General features: G+C 56.6%; 15 protein-coding genes. 9 read left to right on the top strand and 6 right to left on the bottom strand.

The window, feature by feature from the left end; all coding sequences use genetic code 11:
• Complete coding sequence (gene glgX, locus OSO_RS43735; RefSeq protein WP_010584215.1) at nt 1–2,163, bottom strand: glycogen debranching protein GlgX; 2,163 nt, start codon at nt 2,161–2,163, stop codon at nt 1–3.
• An 859-nt stretch (nt 2,164–3,022) separates the two neighbouring features.
• A complete protein-coding gene (locus tag OSO_RS0115785) occupies nt 3,023–4,627 on the bottom strand; it encodes an NAD(P)/FAD-dependent oxidoreductase (RefSeq protein WP_010584214.1) in 1,605 nt (534 codons plus the stop codon).
• Nucleotides 4,628–4,882: 255 nt separating this feature from the next.
• Here OSO_RS0115785 and OSO_RS0115780 point away from each other — a divergent pair, with 255 nt between their 5' ends.
• The 3 genes from OSO_RS0115780 (at nt 4,883) to OSO_RS0115765 (ending at nt 8,641) form a co-directional block, all read left to right on the top strand.
• Nucleotides 4,883–5,902, top strand: coding sequence for a DHH family phosphoesterase (locus tag OSO_RS0115780; protein WP_010584213.1), 1,020 nt, complete (start codon nt 4,883–4,885; stop codon nt 5,900–5,902).
• 295 nt (nt 5,903–6,197) lie between these two features.
• Nucleotides 6,198–6,767: a QcrA and Rieske domain-containing protein gene (locus tag OSO_RS43730; protein ID WP_010584212.1), complete on the top strand. Its 570-nt coding sequence runs from the start codon at nt 6,198–6,200 to the stop codon at nt 6,765–6,767.
• Entirely contained in the window at nt 6,764–8,641 is a 1,878-nt protein-coding gene (locus OSO_RS0115765) for a cytochrome b N-terminal domain-containing protein (protein ID WP_010584211.1), read from the top strand. The genes OSO_RS43730 and OSO_RS0115765 overlap by 4 nt, the downstream gene beginning before the upstream one ends.
• 205 nt (nt 8,642–8,846) lie before the next feature.
• Here the strand turns inward: OSO_RS0115765 and mnmA are convergent, their stop codons facing one another.
• Both mnmA and OSO_RS0115755 read right to left on the bottom strand, forming a co-directional pair.
• Nucleotides 8,847–10,004 (bottom strand): tRNA 2-thiouridine(34) synthase MnmA, encoded by a 1,158-nt coding sequence (gene mnmA / locus OSO_RS0115760; RefSeq protein ID WP_010584210.1) that lies wholly within the window; start codon nt 10,002–10,004, stop codon nt 8,847–8,849.
• A 269-nt stretch (nt 10,005–10,273) separates the two neighbouring features.
• Nucleotides 10,274–10,711 carry a Fur family transcriptional regulator gene (locus tag OSO_RS0115755; RefSeq protein ID WP_010584209.1) on the bottom strand — a complete coding sequence of 146 codons (438 nt, stop codon included), beginning with the start codon at nt 10,709–10,711 and terminating at the stop codon, nt 10,274–10,276.
• A gap of 1,087 nt (nt 10,712–11,798) precedes the next feature.
• On the opposite strand from OSO_RS0115755, the gene OSO_RS0115745 reads away from it, so the two are divergent.
• A complete protein-coding gene (locus OSO_RS0115745) occupies nt 11,799–14,396 on the top strand; it encodes an FHA domain-containing protein (RefSeq protein ID WP_157605206.1) in 2,598 nt (865 codons plus the stop codon).
• 80 nt (nt 14,397–14,476) lie between these two features.
• Here OSO_RS0115745 and OSO_RS43725 read toward each other — a convergent pair whose 3' ends face one another.
• On the bottom strand, nt 14,477–15,940 hold the full coding sequence (locus tag OSO_RS43725; RefSeq protein ID WP_010584206.1) for a trypsin-like peptidase domain-containing protein: 1,464 nt from the start codon (nt 15,938–15,940) through the stop codon (nt 14,477–14,479).
• Between the two features lie 662 nt (nt 15,941–16,602).
• Here OSO_RS43725 and OSO_RS0115735 point away from each other — a divergent pair.
• The 3 genes from OSO_RS0115735 to lptB all read left to right on the top strand — a co-directional run bounded on the left by OSO_RS0115735 (nt 16,603) and on the right by lptB (nt 20,228).
• On the top strand, nt 16,603–17,061 hold the full coding sequence (locus OSO_RS0115735; RefSeq protein ID WP_029247066.1) for a response regulator: 459 nt from the start codon (nt 16,603–16,605) through the stop codon (nt 17,059–17,061).
• Nucleotides 17,062–17,504: 443 nt separating this feature from the next.
• Nucleotides 17,505–19,346 carry a signal peptidase I gene (lepB, locus tag OSO_RS0115725; protein ID WP_010584204.1) on the top strand — a complete coding sequence of 614 codons (1,842 nt, stop codon included), beginning with the start codon at nt 17,505–17,507 and terminating at the stop codon, nt 19,344–19,346.
• Nucleotides 19,347–19,442: 96 nt separating this feature from the next.
• The gene (lptB, locus tag OSO_RS0115720) at nt 19,443–20,228 is read left to right on the top strand and encodes an LPS export ABC transporter ATP-binding protein (protein WP_010584203.1); all 786 of its coding nucleotides are present in this window, start codon (nt 19,443–19,445) and stop codon (nt 20,226–20,228) included.
• A gap of 36 nt (nt 20,229–20,264) precedes the next feature.
• Here lptB and OSO_RS0115715 read toward each other — a convergent pair whose 3' ends face one another.
• Complete coding sequence (locus OSO_RS0115715) at nt 20,265–21,137, bottom strand: HAD family hydrolase (RefSeq protein WP_010584202.1); 873 nt, start codon at nt 21,135–21,137, stop codon at nt 20,265–20,267.
• A gap of 241 nt (nt 21,138–21,378) precedes the next feature.
• On the opposite strand from OSO_RS0115715, the gene OSO_RS0115705 reads away from it, so the two are divergent.
• Together OSO_RS0115705 and OSO_RS0115700 are read left to right on the top strand one after the other, a co-directional pair.
• The gene (locus tag OSO_RS0115705; protein WP_010584201.1) at nt 21,379–22,347 is read left to right on the top strand and encodes a nucleoside hydrolase; all 969 of its coding nucleotides are present in this window, start codon (nt 21,379–21,381) and stop codon (nt 22,345–22,347) included.
• Between the two features lie 103 nt (nt 22,348–22,450).
• Nucleotides 22,451–23,578: a hypothetical protein gene (locus OSO_RS0115700; RefSeq protein WP_010584200.1), complete on the top strand. Its 1,128-nt coding sequence runs from the start codon at nt 22,451–22,453 to the stop codon at nt 23,576–23,578.
• Nucleotides 23,579–23,669: the final 91 nt, after the last annotated feature.

Genomic DNA, 23,669 nt, shown 5'->3' with positions numbered 1-23,669 from the left:
TCAGGCTTTTCGAGTGGCACGCTTGAAGATGCCGCGGCGCGATCGCGACAGCCGCAAGACCGCCAGCGAATGTCCTTGGAGCGGATATCGTTCGCCCGCATGCATCCGTCGGGCCGTCGTCGTGGTTGCAGTATCGAGTAGTGGTTGCCAGTGTTCGCCATTGGCGTGTGGCGGCATCATGAACTGGATCATGTCGTAGTGCGAATTGAACAGGATCAGCAGCGTGTCGCCTGTAATGTGTCGCCCGCGCTCGTCGATCTCGTCATCCATCTGGCCTTCGAGACGCATCCCCAGGCAACGCGTATAGTGTTTGTTCCAGTCTTCATCGGTCATCTGCTCACCCAAAGGAGTCAGCCAGACGACGTCGCGGATCAGCTCACCCCGAATGAGGCGACCTTGGAAAAACTTTCGTCGCTGCAGGACTGGCTGACTCTTCCAGAGCTGAATCGCCTGCTGCGTGAATTCCAGCAGGCTTTGCTCTTCGTCCGTCAGCTTCCAACGTATCCAACTGATCGGGTTGTCCTGGCAGTACGCGTTATTGTTGCCACCTTGTGTCTGGCTGAACTCATCCCCGCTGCGCAGCATGGCGACGCCTTGCGAGAATAAGAGTGTCGCGATGAAGTTCCGCTTCTGCCGCGCCCGTCGCGCGTTTACGGCCGGGTCGTTTGTCGGTCCTTCGGCACCACAATTCCAACTGATGTTGTGATTGTCACCGTCGTTGTTGTTCTCGCCATTGGCTTCGTTGTGCTTGTGGTTGTAGCTGACGAGATCATTCAGCGAAAAACCGTCGTGCGATGTCACGAAGTTGATGCTAGCGTAAGGGCGTCGTCCGGTCCCTTCGTACAGATCGCTGCTGCCGCACAGACGTGTGGCAAACTCGCTCGCCGTGTTCCCGTCGCCGCGCCAGAACTTGCGAACGCAGTCCCGATATTTGCCGTTCCATTCGGTCCAAAGAACCGGAAAGTTTCCGACCTGATATCCGCCCGGTCCGACGTCCCAGGGCTCGGCGATGAGCTTGACCTGCGACAGCACGGGATCTTGGTGAATGATATCGAAAAATGCTCCCAATTTGTCGACGTCGTGCAGTTCGCGGGCAAGGGCTGCCGCGAGATCGAAACGGAACCCGTCGACATGCATCTCGAGCACCCAATACCGCAGGCTATCCATGATCAACTGCAGCACCCGGGGTGACTGCATATTGAGTGTATTCCCGCAGCCGGTGTAGTCCTTGTAATAGCGAGGTGGATCGGCCAGGCGGTAGTAAGAGGTGTTGTCGAGCCCCTTTAAGGACAGCGTTGGTCCGAGTTGATTCCCTTCGCAGGTGTGGTTGTAGACCACATCGAGAATCACTTCGAACCCATTGCGATGAAGTTGGCGGACCATCCGCTTGAACTCGTTGACGGTCCGTTGCGGGTCTCGTTGTGAGGCGAAGCGAACATCGGGGGCAAAGTAACCGAGTGTGTTGTAGCCCCAGTAGTTTGTCAGCCCACGCTCGCCCAGAAACCGCTCGTCCACATGGTGATGAACGGGCATCAGTTCCACGGCAGTGATCCCGAGTGCGCGCAAATGACGTAATGATCCCTCACATGCGACACCGGCGTATTTGCCGCGCCATTCACGCGGCACCCAGGGGCTTTTGTGAGTGAATCCTTTTACGTGCATTTCATAGATCAGTGTCTTGTGCCACGGCGTGCGCAATGGCTGATCCCCCATCCAGCGAAACGAGGGATTGATGACGGCCGCCAGCGCGGCGGTCTCGGCATTGTCACGCTCATCAAAGCTGAGATCGAATGCCGGATCACCGACGCGATATCCAAATGCGGCATCGCTCCACGTTAAATCGCGTCCGATGGCCTTCGCATAAGGGTCGAGCAAGACCTTGTGCGGGTTGAATCGAAAGCCTTGCTCCGGAGCGTACGGTCCATGCGCACGGAAGCCATAGAGTTGCCCCGGTTTGATTCCGGGCAGATAGCCATTCCAGACGTAGTCCGTCTGATCTGGCAAAGGGATTCGATGCGTTTCCTTCGTGGCAAACGGAGAATCGAACAGGCAGAGGTCAACTTGAGTGGCGTGTTCAGAGAACACGGCAAAGTTGACACCCTTTCCGTCCCAAGTTGCTCCCAAAGGAGCCGGCCGACCCGGCCAAACTCGTAAAACGTGCATCCTGACGAAGTTCTCCGAACGGTCAAAGCACGCGTGCGATGCGAGGGGAAAATCTGCCCCTCGCAAGCGACCGTACGAATGAGCGTTAACTTTCGAAAACCAGTCGGTTGAGTGGTCCGTAACTCAATGCCATCAAGCTCGATCCCAAACTGACCGCAGATCGTGTCGAAACCGGAGTTGCCTGTCGAGGCCGTAAAAGACGCAATCTGGGTATTTCGGGAAGGCGAAGCGTGACTTGGTTGCCGTTTTAGCAAATACGGATCAGATCGAGAATATCACCACGCGAACTGAACATGACGACAGTGTCGCTTGGGCTTTGGGGCGATTGTCAGAATTGCAACTTTTTCAATCGTTCGTGCTTGTAAGCCTTACAAACGCGGGGAGGGAAAATGAGCGCCGTGGAGTTTCGGAAAATTCGAGAGCGTCTCAAAAGCCTATTTTTGAGGGGTTTTTGAATCGCTTCGAAAATTTCCAGGCTCACGTCGCGTGGTCTGGCACGCTGGCTGCTTAAGGGGAAACCATGGAGTGACAAATCACACCTCGATGATTCACGAAATCACCCTTCGGTATTTCGAGACTCATATATCCTGCCGGCCTGAGGGAGACAGGCCAAGCACCTGCCTACAGCACACCTCGAATTTCCGCCTTTTCAGGCCGGAACGTTACCCGCAACGTTCCGGCCTCTCGCCTTCTTTGGGGCTGAGTTTCCTGTCGTCAAAATTTGATTCTCTCCGTATGTCTCGCACGTCCGCTGAGTCCAGTTGAACGCAACGCGTCCCTCGGGCGCACATTGGTGGATTGAGAGACACGGAGCCACAGGGGCGCAGGGAGAAGGCATCACGCGGATGTCGGAACGCGCTCAACCGGGGATTCGGTACTGCTGGACGATGTGGCGAGCGGAACGAAGTCCGTCGACGGCGGCGCTTACGATTCCTCCGGCGTAACCGGCCCCTTCTCCGACGGGGTAGAGGCCTGCGATATTCGGGCACTGGCGCGTTACCAGATCACGGTCGATACGTATCGGTGAACTACCGCGCATCTCGGGGCCAACGAGGATGGCGTGCTTAAGCAGTGCCCCGCGCATCTTCTTATCCATGATGGGCAAGCTTTGACGAATGGCCTGCGCGACGACAGGGGGCAGAACATGATCAAGCTGTGCGGATTGCACGCCTCGCTGATACGAACAGTTGAACTTTGCGGAAAGGTCGGCGGGGCGCCCCTTGACGAAATCGTGGGCCGTTTGAATCGGTGAAAAGTAGTTCCCGCGGCCAATCTCATACGCCAGGGCCTCGTACCGCTGTTGAAGGTGCATGCCGGCCAATGGATGCGTTCCGCCGAACTCTTGCGGTTCCAGGGTGACCATGACGCCGCTGTTGGCGAATGGTGTATCGTGTCGCGAGTTGCTCATTCCGTTTGAGCAAAACATTCTGGGTTCGCTGATGCTGGGCATGATGATGCCACCCGCGCACATGCAGAAGGTGAAGACATCTTTTTCCCCGCGGGCCTGCAGGGTGTAGTCGGCCGCGCCGAGCAGTGATTCGTACTCGGGGCGCCCGTACTTGTGGTGATTGATCTGTACTTGTGGCTGTTCGATGCGTAGTCCCAGTTGAAAGGACTTCTGCACCATGGGTACACCCAAGTCGTACAACATCTGGTACGTGTCGCGGGCGCTGTGTCCGATTCCCAGAATCAATTGATGGCACGCCATGGGCCCGGATGACGTTTCAATTCCGATCACCTGGCCATTGCGAATCTGGAGCCCCTCGAATCGGCAGCCGAATTTGTATTCGCCGCCGAGTGCTTCGATTTTGCGTCGATAGTTGCGGCAGATCATGGGCAGTTTGTTGCTGCCAAGGTGCGGTCGATTCTCGTAGACGAGCGATGGTCTGCCGCCGCATTCCACAAAACTCTGAAGGACCCATTCGACGTCCGGGCCTTCCAGGCGACAGGTCAGCTTGCCATCACTGAAGCATCCCGCCCCGCCCTCACCGAACAGATAGTTGTTTTCGCGATCGAATTCGCCGCCACGATCAAATTCACGTACGGTCGGGACCCGGTTCTTTACCGCTTCGCCGCGTTCCAGAATGATGGGCCGATATCCTTTTAACGCCAGGTAGTAACCCGCGAGCAATCCTGCCGGCCCTGAACCGACGATAATTGGTCGTTCGGACATCGGCTCTGAGCCTGGATCGGCGTCTTCGAACTGCGGCGGCTCGTAGACTTGCACGTCGCTCGGGCGGCTTGCGCTGGCACAAGTCACCTCGGCCGAGGCGTCAGCAAGTTCGACCAACGTGGTATAGACGAATTGAAGATCCGACGACGAACGGGCGTCGAGACTCTTCTTGAGGATTCGCCATCGCTGCAGATCAGTGGAGTTGAGTCCAAGTCGTCGCGCAAGGTGTCTCGGCAGCTCCGTTTCGGGAACCGCGACGGATAGTCGAAGATTGGAAATGCGAATAGGCATTCGATTCAGTCAGCAATGGATTCAAATCCGCTCGATAGCATGCCAGGCGATGGAAGACAAGAGATTCGATGAACCTGGCCCACGTTCATCGCATTCTGTCACGCGATGGTTTGGATTGTGGTCACCCAGAGTGGACTTTTTACCACGACGGTGTACGTGCCCCTTGCGACGAGCGAATGACGGGTTCACGAAACGTTTTGCAACGAGTCTTCATTCGCCTTGCCAATTGGTATTCAACGAACTTACGATGCAGATATGAACATTAATTGGCAACCATTGATTCAGATAATTCACGCTCACCAGCGATTCGTTCTTTCGAGCCATGTTCGGCCCGATGCCGATGCCCTCGGATCGGAAATCGGGCTTGCGAGAATCCTGGAATCGCTCGGGAAGACCGTCTCGATTGTCAATTCATCGGCGACGCCTGGGAATATCCAGTTTCTGGATCCCACTCGGCAGGCCAGGCAACTGGGGACGGCAGCCAAGCCCGAAGAAGTACTGCAGGCGGAAGTTCACATCGTGGTTGACACGAGTTCGTGGACGCAGCTTTCGGATGTCGGGAAATTAATGCGTGAGTCGTCGGCCAAGCGGGTCGTGATTGATCATCATGTCAGTTCGGATGATCTTGGCGCGGCAGAGTTTAAGGATACGACGAGCGAGGCAACTGGTGCGCTGATCGTTAAGCTGGCCGAGGCACTTGGCGTTCGAATCGAGGCCGAAGCGGCCACAGCGCTTTTCGCCGCAATTGCGACGGACACGGGGTGGTTTCGGTTCGCGGCGGTGTCTGCCAGTACGATGCGGATTGCCGGGTATCTGATCGAATGCGGTGCCTCGCCACAGGCGATCTTTCGCGAACTGTACGAGCAAGGGACATTGGCGAAAATGCGTCTGGTCGGCCGCGCACTTGATCGCATGAAAGTCGACTGCGATGGGGAGCTGGCTTACACGACAATCGAATGGAACGAATTCGTCGAGTTGGGTGCCGTTCCCGCGGATACTGAAGACCTTGTGAATGAGTGTCTGAAGGTCTCGGGGACCAAAGGCGCATTCATCGCCATCGAACAGCAGAACCGTCAAGTCAAAGTGAGTTTCCGCAGTCGCCTGGATGCCCTGAACGTGGCCGCCGTCGCGGAAAAGTTCTCGGGCGGCGGACATCGCCTGGCTGCCGGCGCAACCTTGCCGGGTCCGTTCGCCACCGCCGTTCAGCGGGCACTCGATGCCATGAAAGACGGAATTGCGATTGCCCGAAGTTCGCAGCCGAAAAGCGAGGGTTGACCGCAGTGAACGGTGGTAATTTGTGACCGTTTTGCGGCACAATACCGAAGGTTGGGAGAATCGCGGCCCGATCTCTGCGAAGTTTTACGCCCAGAAGACCTGGGGACGTCATCGAAATGGAGTTGTTCGAGGTTTTCCTTCCAGGCAATCGAAACGCGATTTTTCGAATGTCTGATGCAGCCCGCCTGCCTGCCCGCCGACACGACGATGAAATCGTCACCCACCTGGTTCGCCTGCCTTAGAATCGACGCCAATCACTTGTTGGCTTTTCCCGCCCTTTCTCGAGGATCGATCTGTGGAAACCGCTTCTACTCCGACTGACCCTGGGACGCCCCCGCGAAGAACGTTTCTCGCTGCGATCAGTTCGGTCGTCATCGGTGGCTTCATCACGCTCACGCCGCTCGTTTCTGGACTCGCCTTCTTTCTCGATCCCGTCTTGCGGACGCGAACCAAGTTCAAGGGGGGAGATTCCGAAGGTTTCTTGTTCGTCGCCAATTTAAGCGATCTGCCAGACGACGGCACACCGTTGCGATTCCAGATGCGCGCAGACAAGCAGGACGCCTGGAACGTGGTTGCGAACCAGACCATCGGCACGATCTATTTGAGGAAGATGCCTGGCAACCAGATTATCGCCTTCAACGACACCTGCCCTCACCTGGGTTGCAAGGTTGACTACCAAGAGAACAGCAAATCGTTCTTGTGCCCCTGTCATGCCAGCGCCTTTAAATTGGATGGCGAGCGGACCAACAAGATTCCTCCTCGAGGCCTCGACACGCTGGACTCCAAGACGGACACGAGCGGTCGCGTCTGGGTGAAGTACCAGGAATTCCAGTGCGGGGTCACGCAGAAGGGAGCTGTTTCGTGAACAAGATTCTCAACTGGCTGGATGATCGAACCGGCTACAAATTGTTGATGCACGAAGCCCTCAACGAACCGATTCCCGGCGGCGCGAAATGGAAATACGTCTGGGGTAGTACCCTGACGTTCGTGTTTGCCGTGCAGGTCATCACAGGATTCTTTCTGTGGTCGGCATATAGCCCCAGCACAATGACGGCATGGGAAAGTGTCTATTACATCCAGCACGTGATGAGTTATGGTTGGCTCGTTCGCGGCATCCATCACTTCGCCGCACAAGCGATGATGATTTTGATGGGACTGCACTTCATGCAGGTCGTCATCGCGGGGGCCTACAAAGCTCCGCGTGAAATCAACTTCTGGCTCGGCCTGGTCCTGATGCAGGTAGTGCTCGGGTTGTCGTTGACGGGGTATCTGCTGCCGTGGGATCAGAAGGGCTACTATGCCACGAAAGTCGCCACGAACATCATGGGTGTGACACCGATGATCGGCCCGCAACTGCAGCAGATTGCTCAGGGCGGTACATCATACGGACACCAGACATTGACTCGATTTTTCGCGCTGCATGCCGGTGTCTTGCCGGCGACGATGGTCGCGTTCCTTGCTTTGCATATCTATGTCTTCCGCCGTCATGGCATCACAGTTTCAAAGAAGGATGAATCGAAGCCCGTTGGAACATTCTGGCCCGATCAAGTCCTGATGGACGTCGTCGCGTGTCTGGGAGTGCTGACCACGATTCTGTTCTTCACGGTCTGGAAAGGGGCCGAACTGGCTGGTCCCGCTGATCCTTCGGAAGCCTTTTCGGCGGCACGTCCAGAATGGTACTTCCTGTTCCTGTTCCGCTTCCTGAAGTTTGAAGCGGTTGACGAGCTTGGACTGGCTTTCGGGGCAATCTATGTTCCGGGCGCCATCATGGGTGTGATTGCTCTGATGCCGTTTATCGGGAATTGGAAGCTGGGACGAGGGTTCAATATTGGGTTCACGCTGGCGCTGCTCGGCGGAGCCACCTATTTGACGGTCTTGGCGCTGCGGGAGGATGCGGCTGACAAGAACTACGTCGCTGCCGTCAAGGCGGCCGAGTTTGAGGGGCACCGCGCCGCCGAACTTGCACGTGAATTTGGTATTCCCCAAGCAGGGGCGCTCAGTCTGCTCAAAGAAGATGCGTTGGTGCAAGGTCCGAAGCTGTTCAAGCGACATTGTTCCAGTTGCCATCGCTACAACGGCCACGATGGACTCGAACAGGTTCCGATGAAAGAAGTTGATGAGAACGGTTCGAAGAAGATGGTCGAAGAGGTGGCCACGGCGGCGGACTTGGGGAACTTCGGTTCTCGTGAGTGGGTTGGTAATCTGCTGGCGGACTATCACAACGTCTTCGCGCCACTCGCCAATGCCGGCGAAAAAGGCAATCGTTTCTTAAGCGGAGAAATGGCGGCATGGTCGAAAGAGAACGCCGATACGCTCAAGAAGCCGGAGAACGCCGAAGCCGTGAAGGCCCTGACGGAATTCGTGGTCGCACAAAGCGAGCGAGCCGACTTCGGCCCCTACAATGCGGCGCTGGTTGCCACTGGAAAAGAATTGTTCAAGGGCGGGCCACTCGCAGCAGGTTCGTTCACGGCAAGCTGTGCTGATTGCCATGCCTTGAAGATCGCGGGAGAGACAGATTTGTTTGCGGAGGGGGCGGGCGCCGGGTATCCCACGCTTACCGGTTACGCGAGCAAATCATGGCTCAAGGGGTTTGTGAAGAACCCCGCCCACGACACGTTCTATGGGGCCGAGCATAACTTGATGCCGTCGTTCGATTCGAAGGTCAGCGAGAAGGAGCTGAACCTATTGGTGGACTGGCTAGTTGGCGAGTACTACCGACCGAAGTCCGCGAGTCATTAATGTTGCACGAACTGGAATTCGCAGGTCAATGAACGCGATGCCCGCAGGCGAACTCGCCCGCGGGCATCTCTTGTAAACCTGTCTGGACCAAGTGGCTCGGCCACCCGCAGCTTGTTGAAAAAGCGGGGGGCTGGCTCCGGACCGATTCGAAAACGCCATAGCAATGTGAACGTGAGGTGCCTGTCCCAGTTCTTTCAACAGATTTTTAGGCTGGCTGCTGCCGAATCCATCCGCCGCCGAGCACTCGGTCACCATCGTAAAGCACAAGGGCCTGGCCCGGTGCGACCCCGAACTGCGGTTCTTCGAACACGACACGTACGCGATCAGAAGCCTGGCGTTCGATCCGTGCGGTCGCCGCAGTGTGTTGGTAGCGAATCTGCGCCAGCGCGGTGAAGTTGCCCTGAACGTCATCCGTCAGCCAACTGAATCCATCCGCCTCCAACTCGCGGCAAGCCAGGTCGTCGTGCGTGCCCAGCACGACTCGACGTGTCTCGGGTTCGATGCGGATCACAAATCTCGGCTCACCAAAGGTGATTCCCAATCCTCGGCGCTGACCAATTGTGAATTGATCATAGCCGGTGTGTTGTCCAAGAACTCGACCGCGTGGGTCCACAAAATCGCCCGACATGTCCGGCCGGCCACGGTAGCGTTCCAGGAAGCCGACATAGTCATTATCGGGGATAAAACAGATTTCCTGGCTGTCGGGCTTGGTTGCCACTCGCAGTCCTGCCTGGGCCGCCAGCTCGCGAATCTCGGGCTTGTTATGGCCGCCAACCGGAAACAGGATGCGGTCGAGAATCTCGCGATTAATTCCCGCGAGGACGTAAGACTGGTCTTTGGATCGATCTCGTCCGCGGACGAGTGCGGGGCGCCCAGTGAAGGACTCGATCTGTGCGTAGTGTCCGGTTGCGATGCGATCGGCTCCGACGCTGACGGCAAAATCCCAGAGTTTGCCAAACTTCAGCCAATTGTTGCACATCACGCAGGGGTTCGGCGTTCGGCCTGACAGGTACTCGTCGACGAAGTAGTCCTTGATGCGACCGAAGGCATCCTGAAAGTTTAACGCATGAAATGGAATGTCCAGCAGGTCCGCGACACGGCGGGCATCGGCCGCGTCCGACGCACTGCAGCATCCTTGCTTATTGGGTTTGACAGAGATGATGGGCAGCGCGGGCAAAGCGGCGGCGGTCGCCGGTGCCGCACCTGTGGGGCTTGCGTTCGTTGTGGATTCCACGCGGCAGGCTGTCTCTTCGACCGCTCCCGATCGCATGAACAGGCCGATGACGTCATAGCCTTGCTGTTTCAGCAGCACGGCCGCCGCCGAACTATCCACTCCGCCACTCATCGCCAATACGACGCGCATGGTCACTTTTCAATCTATTCTTTGATTCGTTTTTCGGCAGTCGACTGTCAGGAAGACCGCGGCCGGTGCCGAGTTCGATGCCGCGGCCCATTGAACGTGTGAGCGCGACAAGCCAATAGTCTAGCACGAGGCCCGGTCGATCACACAGGGTGAGTTTGGTGGCCTGATTCGGGAGGATTTCAGGGTCATTCGGAAGGGGCAAGTCGCATCACAAAGGTAGTGATGGCATTCCGATGGCCGGGCCCTTCCCATCTTTTCGCGACGCAGCACTACTGGCACAGCTGGCAGTGTCCGCGGATTAAGACCTCGGTGATCTTGCCGACCGAAGCGATCGACTTCATTGAAGACTTCGGCAACTCAAACTTGTGCAGACAGGTCACACTGCCGCAATCGACACAAATGAAGTGCGGATGTTCACATCCGTCCGGATGTGAATCGTCGCGCAACTCAAAACGCCAGACGTGGTCGCCCAGCTCCTTTCGAGTCACCAGCCCTGCTTCAACGAGATCAGTGAGGTTCCGCAAAACAGTGGCTTTATCGAAGCCGAGCGGGACCAGGCTGGCAGCGATGTCGGCGTGCGTTGCGGGAGATTTCGCGCGTCCTAGCCAGTGCATCACGGCCAAGCGTGCCGCGGTTGTTCTCAACCCCCGATCGGACAAGAGCTCGCGTGTTCTCGCAACGGCATCCGCCTCAGATCGCTGTGACATGTTCAACCGTTCATGCTGTCGTCGACTTAGTCTCAATATTCCTGTACCAGCATACATTCTGGCTGCGCGCGATGGCAAATCAATGGTCCGCATCGACCATTGCCATCAAAGCGGATGTGGTGCCAGCCATTCGTGATTGTCCGCAGCGTGACCTCGGATCGATTCGGCAAAGCCTGTCGAACTCCGTTTCGAGTCACCGGTATGATGCTAGATCACATCGGCGTCGACCCCATTCGATGCTCGAAATCAACGTCCGTGCAGAATCGAATTGACCAACACTGTCGCCCAAACGAGACGATCCGAACAGTCTGTCGAGTTCGGCCCAGCCGGCAGGATTCGTTGGGGTTGCGTGAGTGACATCGTTGTCTGTGGTGAAGCTTCTGGACCGCCTTACGCCCGATGATGTCGAGTGTAACAACGAGGCTGGGCGAGCCTGGGTCCTGTGTTGCCTAATAGGTGTGCCCTTTTGTACACTTTTGACTTGCGATACTGACGGCTTCTTAAGTCAGGATCTCTGTTTTCCTTAGGTCTTCAATTGATACATCAGTGCAGTCATGGCACGCCAAGTCGCGAAGCGTGATTGGCAGGTTTGTGAGGAAGTTTGAAGATTTGACGAGAGATTTATGAATGAGAATTTAGGTAGAATTTATGGGAATTTCCTGCCGCATCGCGTCAATTTCCTGCTAAATTCTATCGTACGGCGGTGCTGATGGAATGTCGAGAAGTCCAGGTCCCGCACGCCGAAGGACTCGACCAGCAAGGAACGCGACAGATTCATGAAGAGTGGCGCAGCAATTGCCATCTAACTTGTTCCGTCCCGAATAGGGTTGGATCGGGCGACTTCATGGACACTCGACACGTGTCAGTCTCTGTGAAGACATGAAATGGATGTCAGGTCGGTTGCTTGCTGCTCGAAGGCAATCTGTGATTTAAGGATTTCCCTGTGGGATTTGTGAAGTCTGATCATCGGCGCCGGCGCATGCGGCTGATTCAAAGTTCTCAAGATCGAACCACTAAACTGCGAGGTGGGTCTCGACTGCTTGAGTTCGAAGATCAAGAATTGGCGCGTGCGGAAGCATCCGCCCTCATGAATCAGCTGTTTGAAGAATGCCAAGGCAATCCGTCCGCAAAACTGCGGGTCGAGCATCCCGATGGATCAACAACATTCCTGGGATTGGATCGTCCCTTTCTGACGGCGGGGCGGAGTGCAAGCTGTGATCTCCGGTTGGATCACGACGAGATCAGCCCGTTTCAATCGCTGTTTCTTTGGATCGAAGGCGCCCTATTTTGCTGCGATGCTGCGCCACGCACCAGTTTTTCCCCAGAGCGTTTCTCGTCGGGAAACGGTCAATGGGTGACGCATCAGCCGATCGACATTGGTCCGTACCGCGTCGCCTTGGAAGACAATGGCGACGTTGTCGTTCCCAAGCAATTTCCGCTCAATCGTTCTGCGCGACTGGCCGCTGACTATCCCTACATCGGATTGCAGTTTGAAGGGGTGAAAGAGTCCGAAAATTTGTGGCCAGTGAATCGCACGCTCACCCTGATCGGTCGGTCGCCACTTTGCAAATTGCGATTGAATCACAAAAGCGTTGCCGCCGTGCAGGCCGGATTGATGCGCACGGCCGAGGGTTGTTGGCTGTTTGATCTGGCGAAGGATCGTAAGACCGGCGTCAATGGATATGCGATCGACCTTTATCCGGTTGATGTCGGAGATGTGCTTCAGCTTGGAGCATTTCAGATTGATGTCGTGACCGTTGGAGTTCAGTCCACCTCGACGCGCGATCGTGCCGAGGACGGTGAGGCTGCAGGCCGTCCATCGACCCCAGTGGCGCGCACCTCGTCGAGAGAACTGCAGATTCCGACAGAGCCGTCAGTGCCGCCTGCTCAAGAGAAGCTGGCGTTCGTAAACCCTGACTCCGTTGGATTGTCGAGCCCCGTCGCCGAATCACGAATTGCGAGTGCCCGGGCCGAGTCACCGCCAATTACTGAAAACGCGCATCCTGACGAGGCCAATTTGGCTGGCTCACTGGAATCGCATCATGAGCATCAAGAAGCCGTCGCACCAGCGATTCTGAATAGCACAGAGGCCATCGTTCTTGAGACGATCGTTGTCGAACCTTTTCGCAGCGCCATCGTCGATTTCAGCGTAGCATCCGCCGCTATTGAATCAAGCGACGTCGCGGGGGGCGCTATCGCGGTGGCTGCTTCCGAATCGGTGACGAGTTCCACTTTGGCGTCGCTGGATCAGCTTGAGGCTGCGTGTGTCGCTCTTCAGTCGGATGAAATTGTGGCGATCGCGGACACCTGGCCGATCGCTGCAGGGCAGATTGGGGTTGAGTCTGAGCAGGTTGCTCAAGCGGTCCCTGCTGACATCGCGACGCCTGTATCGGACGAATCGGTACTGGACGAAGTCTTCGCTCCAACATCGTCTCAAGAATTGGCGTGTCCGCTCGATCCGGTTGGCGAGATCCAGCCAGCGGACGCGCTACCAATGGCGATCGTCACTGATGTTCCCATGTTGGAACCGCAAGCGGATAACGAAACCGCGAATGAGTCTGTCATTTCGGATCTCCTGGTTGCAGCCAACGATTCCGTTGCGAACTCATCACTGCAGGATTCTGTCGCTGAGCTTGAAGTCGTTTCCGCAGAACTTGTGTGTGACGAAACGTTGGTCGCGGTTGATGAAGTCAATCCGGTCGTTATTGACAGTCCTCTATCCGCCGACGATGTTCGAGATGAGATCGAAACGTCGATCGAATCATGGCTTTCGGACGTGGTGGCAGTTCCCGCTGTGGGATCGGATTCCATCACAACGCAGAAATCGTCTGCCGAGATCGAAGCGATTCCTGATCTGATGAGATTGGACGAATCCTCGACCACTGGTCTTCCTGACCTGACGTCAGCGGGTGGCAACCCGCCGGCATTGTCGGACAACACTGTTTCGGACGATGCTGTTTCAAGTATCGAACCTCATTCTGCTCCGCCAGCCGCAGTTCTCCAGGCGGTGACGGCAACGTTGCTAGATCAGCAACCAACGTTGAAGAATGAACCCGACCAGCCGCGGTTCGTTGGCAAGACGTTCAGTCAGGAGTTCGTAAGCAACCCAGTGACGATGTCGACGGGCGACCGTTGTCCACTTCCGCGACGCACGCCAAGTGGTATGTTGCTGCCACGAAAAGCCCAGCACAAAGATTTTGATCCGTCGAAGTATGTTGCCGAAGCCGCGCCGAATCGAATTCCTGTTTCATTCGTCGAAGCACCGTCCCCCGCCGTGACTGCTCAAACTGCGATGCCGTTGAATCTGCCCGTGGAGTCGAATCAGGTGTCCACGGAGCACACCAATGGGTTCGGCACGAACGGTCACCGAAATGGTTTGGGTGTGAATCGTGCGCGTGCGCGAAAGCGAAATCCGACGGGCCAATTACGAAACACGGTCGACCAGTCCTCGAAATCCGCTGCAGATGTTCAGGTGATCGCTGAGTTTATCCAGCTCCAGCAGGCCCAACTTTCCCAGTTGAAGGCGCAGCTCGCGGAGTTGGAAAACACGTATAACAGTGCTGCCGGCAGCGTCATTTCGTACCGGATGCGGGATTCCCTGGCCAAGCCGGTCAGTGAAACGCTGCGCTGCCACGACGCGATGCAAGAGTCGCTTGAGCAACTTCTGAAGAGAATCGAACACTGATTTCGCGAGCATGTGAATCAATCCAACCCAGTGCCAGTCCCGGCACTGGGTTGCCGCTTGCCTGACTGAGGTGGCAGGCGTCACTTGTGCCAGACGACCAGTTGATTGTGTCCTTCGCGCTGCGCGGTCCGTTGAATCTTCAAGATCACGGATTCACTGTGCGCGCTCGCTTCGAGTGCTTGATTCAATTCATCAAGCGTCGTGACGGGGGTCCGACCGACGGCTTCGATCACATCGTAGACTTGAACGTCGGATTTCAAAGGACTGCCACCTTCGACGCGCAGCACGAGCAAGCCTTTTGCGGAGCGTTGGTACCCCAATTGTTCGGCAAGATCTCCATCAAGCGGATGGATGATCAAGCCCATTGGTCGAATGTTTGATCCTGTTCCGGGCTTCGACGAAGGTTCGGTATTTCTCGGCATGGCGACACTACGGTCTGCCAGCACGATCGAAAGCGGAATCTTCTTCTGGGCACGCCAGACCGTCATCCGAATCTGTTTTCCGATTGGTGACAGGCTGACCAGGTTGATCAAGTGGTCGTGGTCCTGAACGTCGGTTCCGTCGAAGTTCAGAACGACATCGTCGTACTGCAGACCCGCACGCGCTGCGGGTGAGTTCGGATAAACATCGTTGACACGCGCCCCATGCAGGCGATCGAGCTTAAGCTTGGTAGCCACTTTCGAATCGAAGTTGTCATCGAGTTTGACGCCGATGTAGGCACGGGGGACCACGCCGAATTCCAGCAATTGATCCATCACTCGCTGTGCCAGATGGCTGGGGATGCTGAAGCCGATCCCTTCATTTCCTCCACTTGACGATGCAATCGCCGTGTTGATTCCAATCACGCGTCCTTGGAGATCGACCAGGGGGCCGCCGCTGTTGCCCGGGTTGATGGCGGCATCGGTTTGCAGGAAGTCCTGATTGATGACTTCCGACTTACCGAGTTTTAGTTGTCGGCGGCTTCTGGCGCTGATAATCCCAAACGTGACAGATCGGCTCAGGCCGAAGGGGCTGCCCATCGCCAGTACCATATGTCCAATATCGACCTTTCGGCTGTCGCCCCACTTTGCAGCGGTAAGATTCGGGCCATCGATTTTCAAGACCGCGATATCCGATGCTTCATCCGTCCACACACGCTCGGGTTGCAGCACGCGACCGTCGTACAGGTGGATCGAGATGGAATCCAGAGGAGTCTTGTCGATCACATGTCCGTTGGTAACGACGAAGTAGCCGCTCGCTTTTGAGCTGGTCAAAATCACGCCGGAGCCGGTTTCTTCTTCTTTCCGGCCCTGAACTTTTCGTTCGCTCTGAATATGAACGACGCTGGGGGTCGTGACGGTTGCAACCTTGGCCAGCAGCATGCTGCCATCTTGGAGAGACGATCCCTCGGTACTTAATTCACGATAGACTCGTTCGGAGTTCGCCCCGTCGAGATTGTCAGCATGGACGGATCGGTTCGTCGGAAATGCGACAAAACCGGCTCCGATTAAGATCCCAACGACCAGAAATCCCGCATAAAGCACAAGGGTCGAAGGTTGGCGCATGGAGTTTCAATTCATCGGAGGGCGCGTTGAATCATCAAGAGTCTCAGCGCAAAACCCGGCCCATTGAACATCCTGTCCCGGCCTCTCAATGCGAATCTTCCGACGAATCGGAAACAGCTAAAACTTGGCGGAATTTTACTCGATCAAGGATTGACTCGGCAGAAGGGAAGTTGGAATTCATTCTATTTTCTGCAATTCGACCTGGTCGGAAGGTATGGGTTCCGGTTGATGTGTGTTCCCCCGCGCGATCGTCGTTTCCGCTCTATTCTTTCCAGAGGCGGTCGCCCGGCAAGTGGAAGGCGTTCGAATTGTTTTCCGGCCGACACGGACGATCGTCCGAGGCGCTGATTCCGCGAATGCGATCCCGCGATTTGAGGGCGTCGCCCGATTCCGCTGGGCACCGGAAGTAGCTATAGTTCCGGCGGGTGGGCCTGTTGCGAAAAGTCGTCCCAAGTCTCAGGATGTTGCATCTTGAATCCCTCGGGGCGATGACCGTCGCATGCAGGCTAATGCCTGAATTTCACAAGGACGCCCCCAGGCTGATCTTGGGGGATTTCTCGCAGTTCGACGAGGCTCGTCCTTCGTTGGCGAGGCAGCTCGCGAACTCAAAACTCGCGAGATCAAAACAATCAGTCACGTTTCTTTCACGTACGGTGAGTGAGATGACCACGACATCGAAAATCCTCATTGCCGACGACAACTTGCAAAACTGCGAATTGCTCGACGCTTACCTGGCGGACGAAGATTATGAGATTGCGATGGCGCATGACGGTCGCGATACGCTGAACAAGGTTGCTGAATTTCAGCCAGACTTGATTCTGCTGGACATCATGATGCCAAAGCTCAGCGGTTACGAGGTTTGCAAGCAACTGCGTGCCGATGAGAAGACTCGCAATATTCCGGTTCTGATGGTCACGGCCCTGGCGGAAATGGGGGATATCGAGCGCGCGGTTCAGGCCGGTGCGGATGATTTCTTGACCAAGCCCGTTAATCGGCTGGAACTGACGACGCGCGTCAAATCTTTGTTGCGCGTCCGGCACCTGACGAGCCAACGGGATCGCCTGCTCGCCTACCTCGAAGAAGTGGACGCCTCGGCCGTTAAGACCTTGGGATTAAAGTAAGGCCATCAGTCCCCGTGACTTCAAAAGGCTACGCAAAAAGGCTACGCAGCCTGTGGACCAGCGTGGCATCCAAGTTCGTGGCTGGGGAGCGGATTCCCTGATTGGCGTGGACTTTTTGCCCTTGGAATCGTGTGGGGCCTTCCCGCAAGTGTTGGTGTCCGAGTCCCCATTTTCGGAAATCTTTGTATAAGTTACACTCCCGGTCGACTGCGGCGGCAGTCATTGTCCCGCTGCTTGGTATGGTTTGAGCGATTCCGTTGGGACTGTTTAATCGAGACGAGCAGGCTACGAACAGGAAACATGACTTTGGCAACGATCCCCGATTTGTGCGGCACGAAATTGCTGTTGGGCACGCATCAGATTGAGAATTGTCTTGTCTTAGTTCAAGTGAGTCTTCCTGAACTCCTCCGCACCCGCGTCACCAATGTTGCCTAGAAGAGCGCATGAGCAAATCCAGTTCGAACGCTGCTGTTGGAGCGAAACCTGCTGAGGCGGCGGCTGCGACCTTCAGAAAGTCGCCTCACGGCCCTCACCATGATGCGTCGCGTGAGACATTTGAATCCATCGCCTTTGCGTTTGTGCTGGCCTTGCTGTTTCGCACCTTCGTGGCAGAAGCGTTCGTGATCCCGACCGGATCGATGGCGCCCACGCTGTTCGGGCGTAACAAAGATGTTGTCTGCGAAGAATGCCACTATCACTACCAGGTCGGGGCTAGCGATGAGCTGAATGACGATGGATACCTGGTTCGACGGATCGATGATTCAATTTGTCCGAACTGCCGGCATCAAAATAAGATCCGCGATCTGCTGGCGTTCAAGGGCGATCGAATTCTGGTCAACAAGTTTCCCTATCAATTGGGCGAACCCCAGCGTTGGGACGTCATTGTTTTTCGCTATCCCGAAGATCCGCAAAAGAACTACATCAAGCGCCTGGTGGGGCTACCCGGCGAAGCCATTAAGATTTCTCGCGGTGATGTCTATGCCCGGAAAGATGATCAAGGTGAGTACCAGATTCTGCGAAAGCAGAATCCGGACAAACAGAAGGTGCTACAGCAACTCGTCTATGACGATCGATATCCGCCGGTCGACCTTCTGGCCAAAGGGTGGCCCGAACGCTGGGCGGCAATGACCCCTTCCGCAAATGGTGCGTCAACCGACAAATGGGTGTCCGATGAACAAAGCTGGCGCCATGATGCGAAGGCGCGATCGTTCTCGATCGAATCGGGTGAAGAGAAGAAATGGGTGCGTTATCAGCACCTGATTCCGCAGCGTGGTGACTGGACGTCGGCGGGCGAAACGAATGAGCCGCACGAACCGCGACCGGAACTGATCACCGATTTCTGCGGATACAACGCCTATTCAGGCGGACGTGGTCCCAATTTTGAAGACGACCGGTTTTGGGTCGGCGATTTGACGCTGAACTGCACGGTCGAGATCACTGCCGTTAAGGGCCCGAACGCGGAACTCGTCTTGGAACTGGTTGAAGGCGTGCGACGCTATCGTTGCCAGGTTGACGTAAATACCGGGACGGCAACGCTGTTGCGAAACGACGAACTGTCGGCTGACCCGTACTTGACCGATGTTGTGATGGCCTCGGCACCGACACCCATTCGAGGTGCGGGAAAGTACACGCTCACATTTGCCAATGTCGACGATCGTCTGTGTTTCTGGGTGAATGGTGGTTGGTTGCGAAGCGGTTTGATTCCCTTTGGAGAGGGGGCGGAATTCATGGCCCCGGCGAACCGGAATCCTCAGCCTGCCGATTTGAATCCCGCCGGATTCGCCGTGTCAGGGATGACGGCGAATGTGTCGAATCTCTTGCTGCAACGAGATATTTACTACCGGGCGGAGAGTGTTCCAAACAATGATTACGACGCACACGAACAAGAACTCTCCGAGTCAGTGCGCATCCGCGACAGCCTGACAAATCCGGCGGAGTACGGCGATCTGTATTCCCGGAAATCGCGCGAAGCCACGTTTCGTGCGCTCAGTTCCGATGAGTTCTTCGTCATGGGGGACAATAGCCCTCGCAGTCAGGATAGTCGGCTCTGGCCGAACAGCCGACATGCCCTCAATCGGCATGCGGTGCCGCGTCAGGCCCTGCTTGGCAAAGCGTTCTTCATCTATTGGCCACACGGGGTTCCGTTCTTGAACAATGGCAAAGGGTTCAAGATTCTGAATCACAGCCCCTATCAGGATCAAATGGGTAAGCCGTATGTTGATACGTACCCCGAGTATGTCTTTCCGTTTTACCCGCAGTGGTGGCGTTGGATGCGAATTCGATAACCGCTTTGAATCGGAACGCGACAAGGTTGTTGCGCTCCTTCAATGAAATGCACCAGAGCGAGCCGATCGTTTGTCATTCGTAATGGAGTACGAATCATGTCCTTGCTGGAATGCCATGGATTGGTGAAGCAGTATCCCGGAAAACGTGCGGTCGACGGCGTTTCTTTTCACGTTGAACCCGGTGAAGTTGTGGGCCTACTGGGGCCCAACGGCGCCGGGAAATCCACCAGCTTCAGTATGGCGGTTGGTCTGGTGACGCCCACTGCCGGACGGGTGATCTTCAATGGCGTCGATGTGACGCGTTGGCCCCTCTACAAGCGAGCCCAGAACGGGATGGGGTACCTGCCGCAAAACGACAGCGTCTTCGGAAAGCTGACCGTCGAGCAAAACCTGTTCGCCGTTCTCGAATTCCAACCACTCTCATACCGCCCGCGGATGGCCCGCGCCGACGAACTGCTCGGCATGTTCGGGCTTCTGGAGAAGCGCAAGCAGATCGCGAAAACGTTGTCGGGGGGGGAACGGCGGCGCTTGGAAATTGCCCGTTGTCTGGCCAGCCGCCCCAAGCTGATTCTGCTGGACGAACCGTTCACGGGGATCGACCCCGTCACGATTCACAGTATCCAGGACATCATCGCCGACCTACGGCGGACGGGGATTTCGATCCTGCTGACCGATCACCGCGAACGCGAAACGTTGACGATCACCGATCGCAGTTACATCGTTTTTTCCGGACGCATCCTCGTCAGTGGTGACGCTGCGACGGTGCTGGGTGACGAAAACGCGCAGAAGTACTACTTCGGAAAACGCTTCGATGCGACCTCGATTATCGAAAGCAAGGGTGCGTTCCAAAACCAACACGATGCGACGAAGCACGCCGCGTAAACCCGAACGACCGGCGCGACACGCAACGCCGATGGCTCAGATCAATCCCACGGTTTGAAGCCATCGTTCCGGCTCACTCAGGTCTGTGAGGAGCAGGTCCGGCTGGTGCGGCTCCAGTTCGGTGGTCGAGAAAATTCCGGTGGTCACGGCAAGGACCTTCGCCCCGATTGCCCGCGCACATCGGATGTCGGAAGGAGTGTCGCCGATCACCCAGACTCGATCGGGACTGAGTTCCGGGTGGTGGTCTTTCGCAGCGCAAAGTGCCGCACGCGCGACGTCGTCGCGGTCGAGGTGCAGGTCGCCGTATCCACCGAGTCTGAAGTGGTCGGCCAGTCCATAGTGGGTCAACTTCAGCTTTGCACCTTCCGCGAAATTGCCCGTCAGCAACCCGAGCAGGACATCGTCTCGCTGGCTCAGTCGTTCTAGCAACGGAATGACCCCCGGCAAAATCCTGCCGGACTGAGTCTTCAGCGAGTCGGGCAGCAGTCGAAAGTAAGACTTCAGATATCGTGACCAGTGGTCGTCGCTCAGTTCCACCTGATGGAAGCGAAACAAGTCGACGGCAATGGCTCGATCTGTTCTTCCCGCTGTCGAAATCCCCGAAACCGGTCCGCGGGCTCCAAACTCTTCCGCGAGTGCGCCCTCCATCGCAGCCTGACCCGCTCCTCCTGCATCAATCAACGTACCATCGATATCAAACAACAAGACATTCATTGACGGACTGCGCCCTTCGGGGAAACGGATCGAACCTTCTGGTGCTGAAAACGGCATCAAATAAATTGTAGCAGGCAGACGTACTTCCTCGTCGAAAATGTGAAGCCGTAAGCCACCGAGCGCGGCATTCACAACCAAGTCACCCGTTGCCGATGAAGTTGGGGCCGTGTGCGTCTCTGGCGTGTGAACGTTCATGAACGATTGCGATTACTTGTCGACACCCCTGAGAACGGGATTGAAGGACAGGCGGTGACGATCTACGATCTCTATTGTCACGCACTTAAACCAAATTTTGCGGCGACGACTGGCAGCGACGACGCCAGTCTGTCCATTTCAATGTTTTGTCGCGATACGGTCAACGAACACAAGTACCGCTCGCCCGACGCGCGCGTCGGACATTTCGAATGGCGCACTCACGGATGCGAGAAGATCATTCATGCCACAAAAACTGATTATCGATGCGGACCCGGGAATTGGCGATGCACTGGCGATTGCGATCGCACTCGCCGATCCAGAATTGGACGTCATTGCGTTAACGGCCGTCGGGGGTGCGGTCTCTGCAGTGCAAGCCGGCCGCAATCTGCAGGCATTGGTTGAGGCGATTGATCCACCGAAATGGCCGCGGATCGGACAGGCGGAGGCTTCACAGCGGATGCACGATGCAGAGTCGTCGATTTCCTCGCCGGAGTGGCAGAATCAATTGCGATCGCTGAATGGGCCGGATGGACTGGGGGACTGGTCTGTTGCCGTCGCGGATCTGCATCACCCGCGCGATGCGGCAAAGTTGATGACCGAGCTGGCGCGTGAGTATCCCGATGAAATCACCGTACTGACGCTGGGGCCGCTCAGCAATGTGGCGCTGGCTGCTGACCTTGACGCAGGGTTTCTGAGCAATCTCGGCAGCCTGGTCTGCCTGGCGGGGACCATCGCGAGTGAGGGCGATGTCACGGCTGCCGCAGAATTCAATGTCTACCACCATCCCGAAGCGGCACGCGTCGTTCTGAAGTCTCCCACGATGAAGTGCATCGTTTCCCGCGATGTTAGCCATCGCGCCATCTTGACGTTTGATCAACTGGATCGCCTGGGGCTTTCAGAAGCCACCCGCTCATGTGCCCTGCTGCGTCAGCTGCTGCCCTTTGCCTTGCGAGCTCATCGCCAGCATTTGGGTGTCGAAGGGATCTGGTTGCCAGAACTGACCGCATTGGCAGCCGTCTCACGGCCTCGTCTCTTCAAGCGATCGCCCCTTTCTGTGGACGTTGAGACCGAAGGGCATCTGACGCGTGGGATGACTGTGTTTGACCGTCGTCAGCGGCCCGCCTGGCACAACAACGTCGATGCGCTGGTGGATGTCGACGCACAGGGAGTCTTGGACTATCTGGTTCAAATGCTGCGCCGGGCATGTTGATCGCTGCTGCCTATGCCTGCACCGATCCCCGCCCATTCGATATTCTGCTGTTTCCAACTGACCTTGCTTTGTTCGACCCACAGCGACTGCCGAAAGACCGTGAATGCCAGACGATGAGCCCGACTACCGACTTCCGGCCTCGTTTCCATCCGCGGTCTATCGCATCTTTGATGCCGCCCGAACGGCGCTTTCTCCTGGCTCGATCCTGGTCGCGTGGATGGTTGTGCTTGGACTCGATCTGACGGGGCAGCTTGTCGACGAAATTCTTCCCAGCGAAGGCGTCAGAACACGACCTCTGTTGACCACATGGCTCAGTCGGTTCGGACCTGGACAGAATTTGCTGATCGCTGATCTGGAGATTGGTGACATTCTGCTAAGCCCCTGGAGGAGTGTCATCAATCCGGCCATGGTGGCGCTGCAGACCGGCAGTTCGACGTTGGCTCGCTTCAATGGTTTGCTGCTGTTTGTCGTCGCTCTTGCCGCGTGGTCGCTTGTCGGCGTGGTGCTCTGTCGCCGCGCCGCGATGCTGCTGAATCAACATGATCAGTCCACTTTCATTTCGGCAATACGGTATGCCATTCGGCGCTGGATGAGGGTGTTGCGGGCTCCCTTGATTCCGCTCGGGGCGGCACTTGTGATCGGGTGCCTGATCGCGGTGTTGGGCATGCCCGGGCGCCTGCCTGCAATGGGGGCTGTCTGGCTGCAGGTCACTGCGCCAATCGTGACGGCGCTGGGATTCGGAATTGCTGTACTTGTGTTGGCCACTGCCATCGGCTGGCCACTGATGGTGGCCGCGATTTCGACGGACGACTGCGATAGTTTTGGTGGTCTTAGCCGTGCCTATAGCGGACTGACAGGCCGACCGTGGCACGCTGCGGTGTATGTAATCCTGGGTGGAATCGCCGGATGCGGCGTAATGTTGCTCGTCGCGGCCATCGCACGAACGACGATTTGGTGTTGTTTGTCGGCGACCTCATTTGGAAGTGGGTCGGCCACCGCCTTTTCGGGCCTGAAGCCCGTGCTGACGCGACTGGTCGAAGATCTGGTGCGCGGGGTCGGTGCCAGTTGCTTCTGGTCGATTGCCACCGTGATCTCGCTGTTGCTTCGACGTGAGATCGACGGCGTTCCTATTGATCGTGTGGCACTCGATGATGATCAGCGGCCCGAACGTGTGCCACTGCCCGTCGTGGGGATTCCCGCCACGGACGCCGCCGTCAAACCGGCTGATTAAGTTTTGCGGCGACACCCTGCCCGCGGCATCGTCTTGCCATTGGAAATCACGAAGGTGGGCTTCGCCCGAATTCAGAAACGCCAAGGTATCG

This window comes from Schlesneria paludicola DSM 18645, assembly GCF_000255655.1.
Classification (GTDB): Bacteria; Planctomycetota; Planctomycetia; order Planctomycetales; family Planctomycetaceae; genus Schlesneria; species Schlesneria paludicola.
This window is presented reverse-complemented; position numbering and strand designations above follow the sequence as displayed.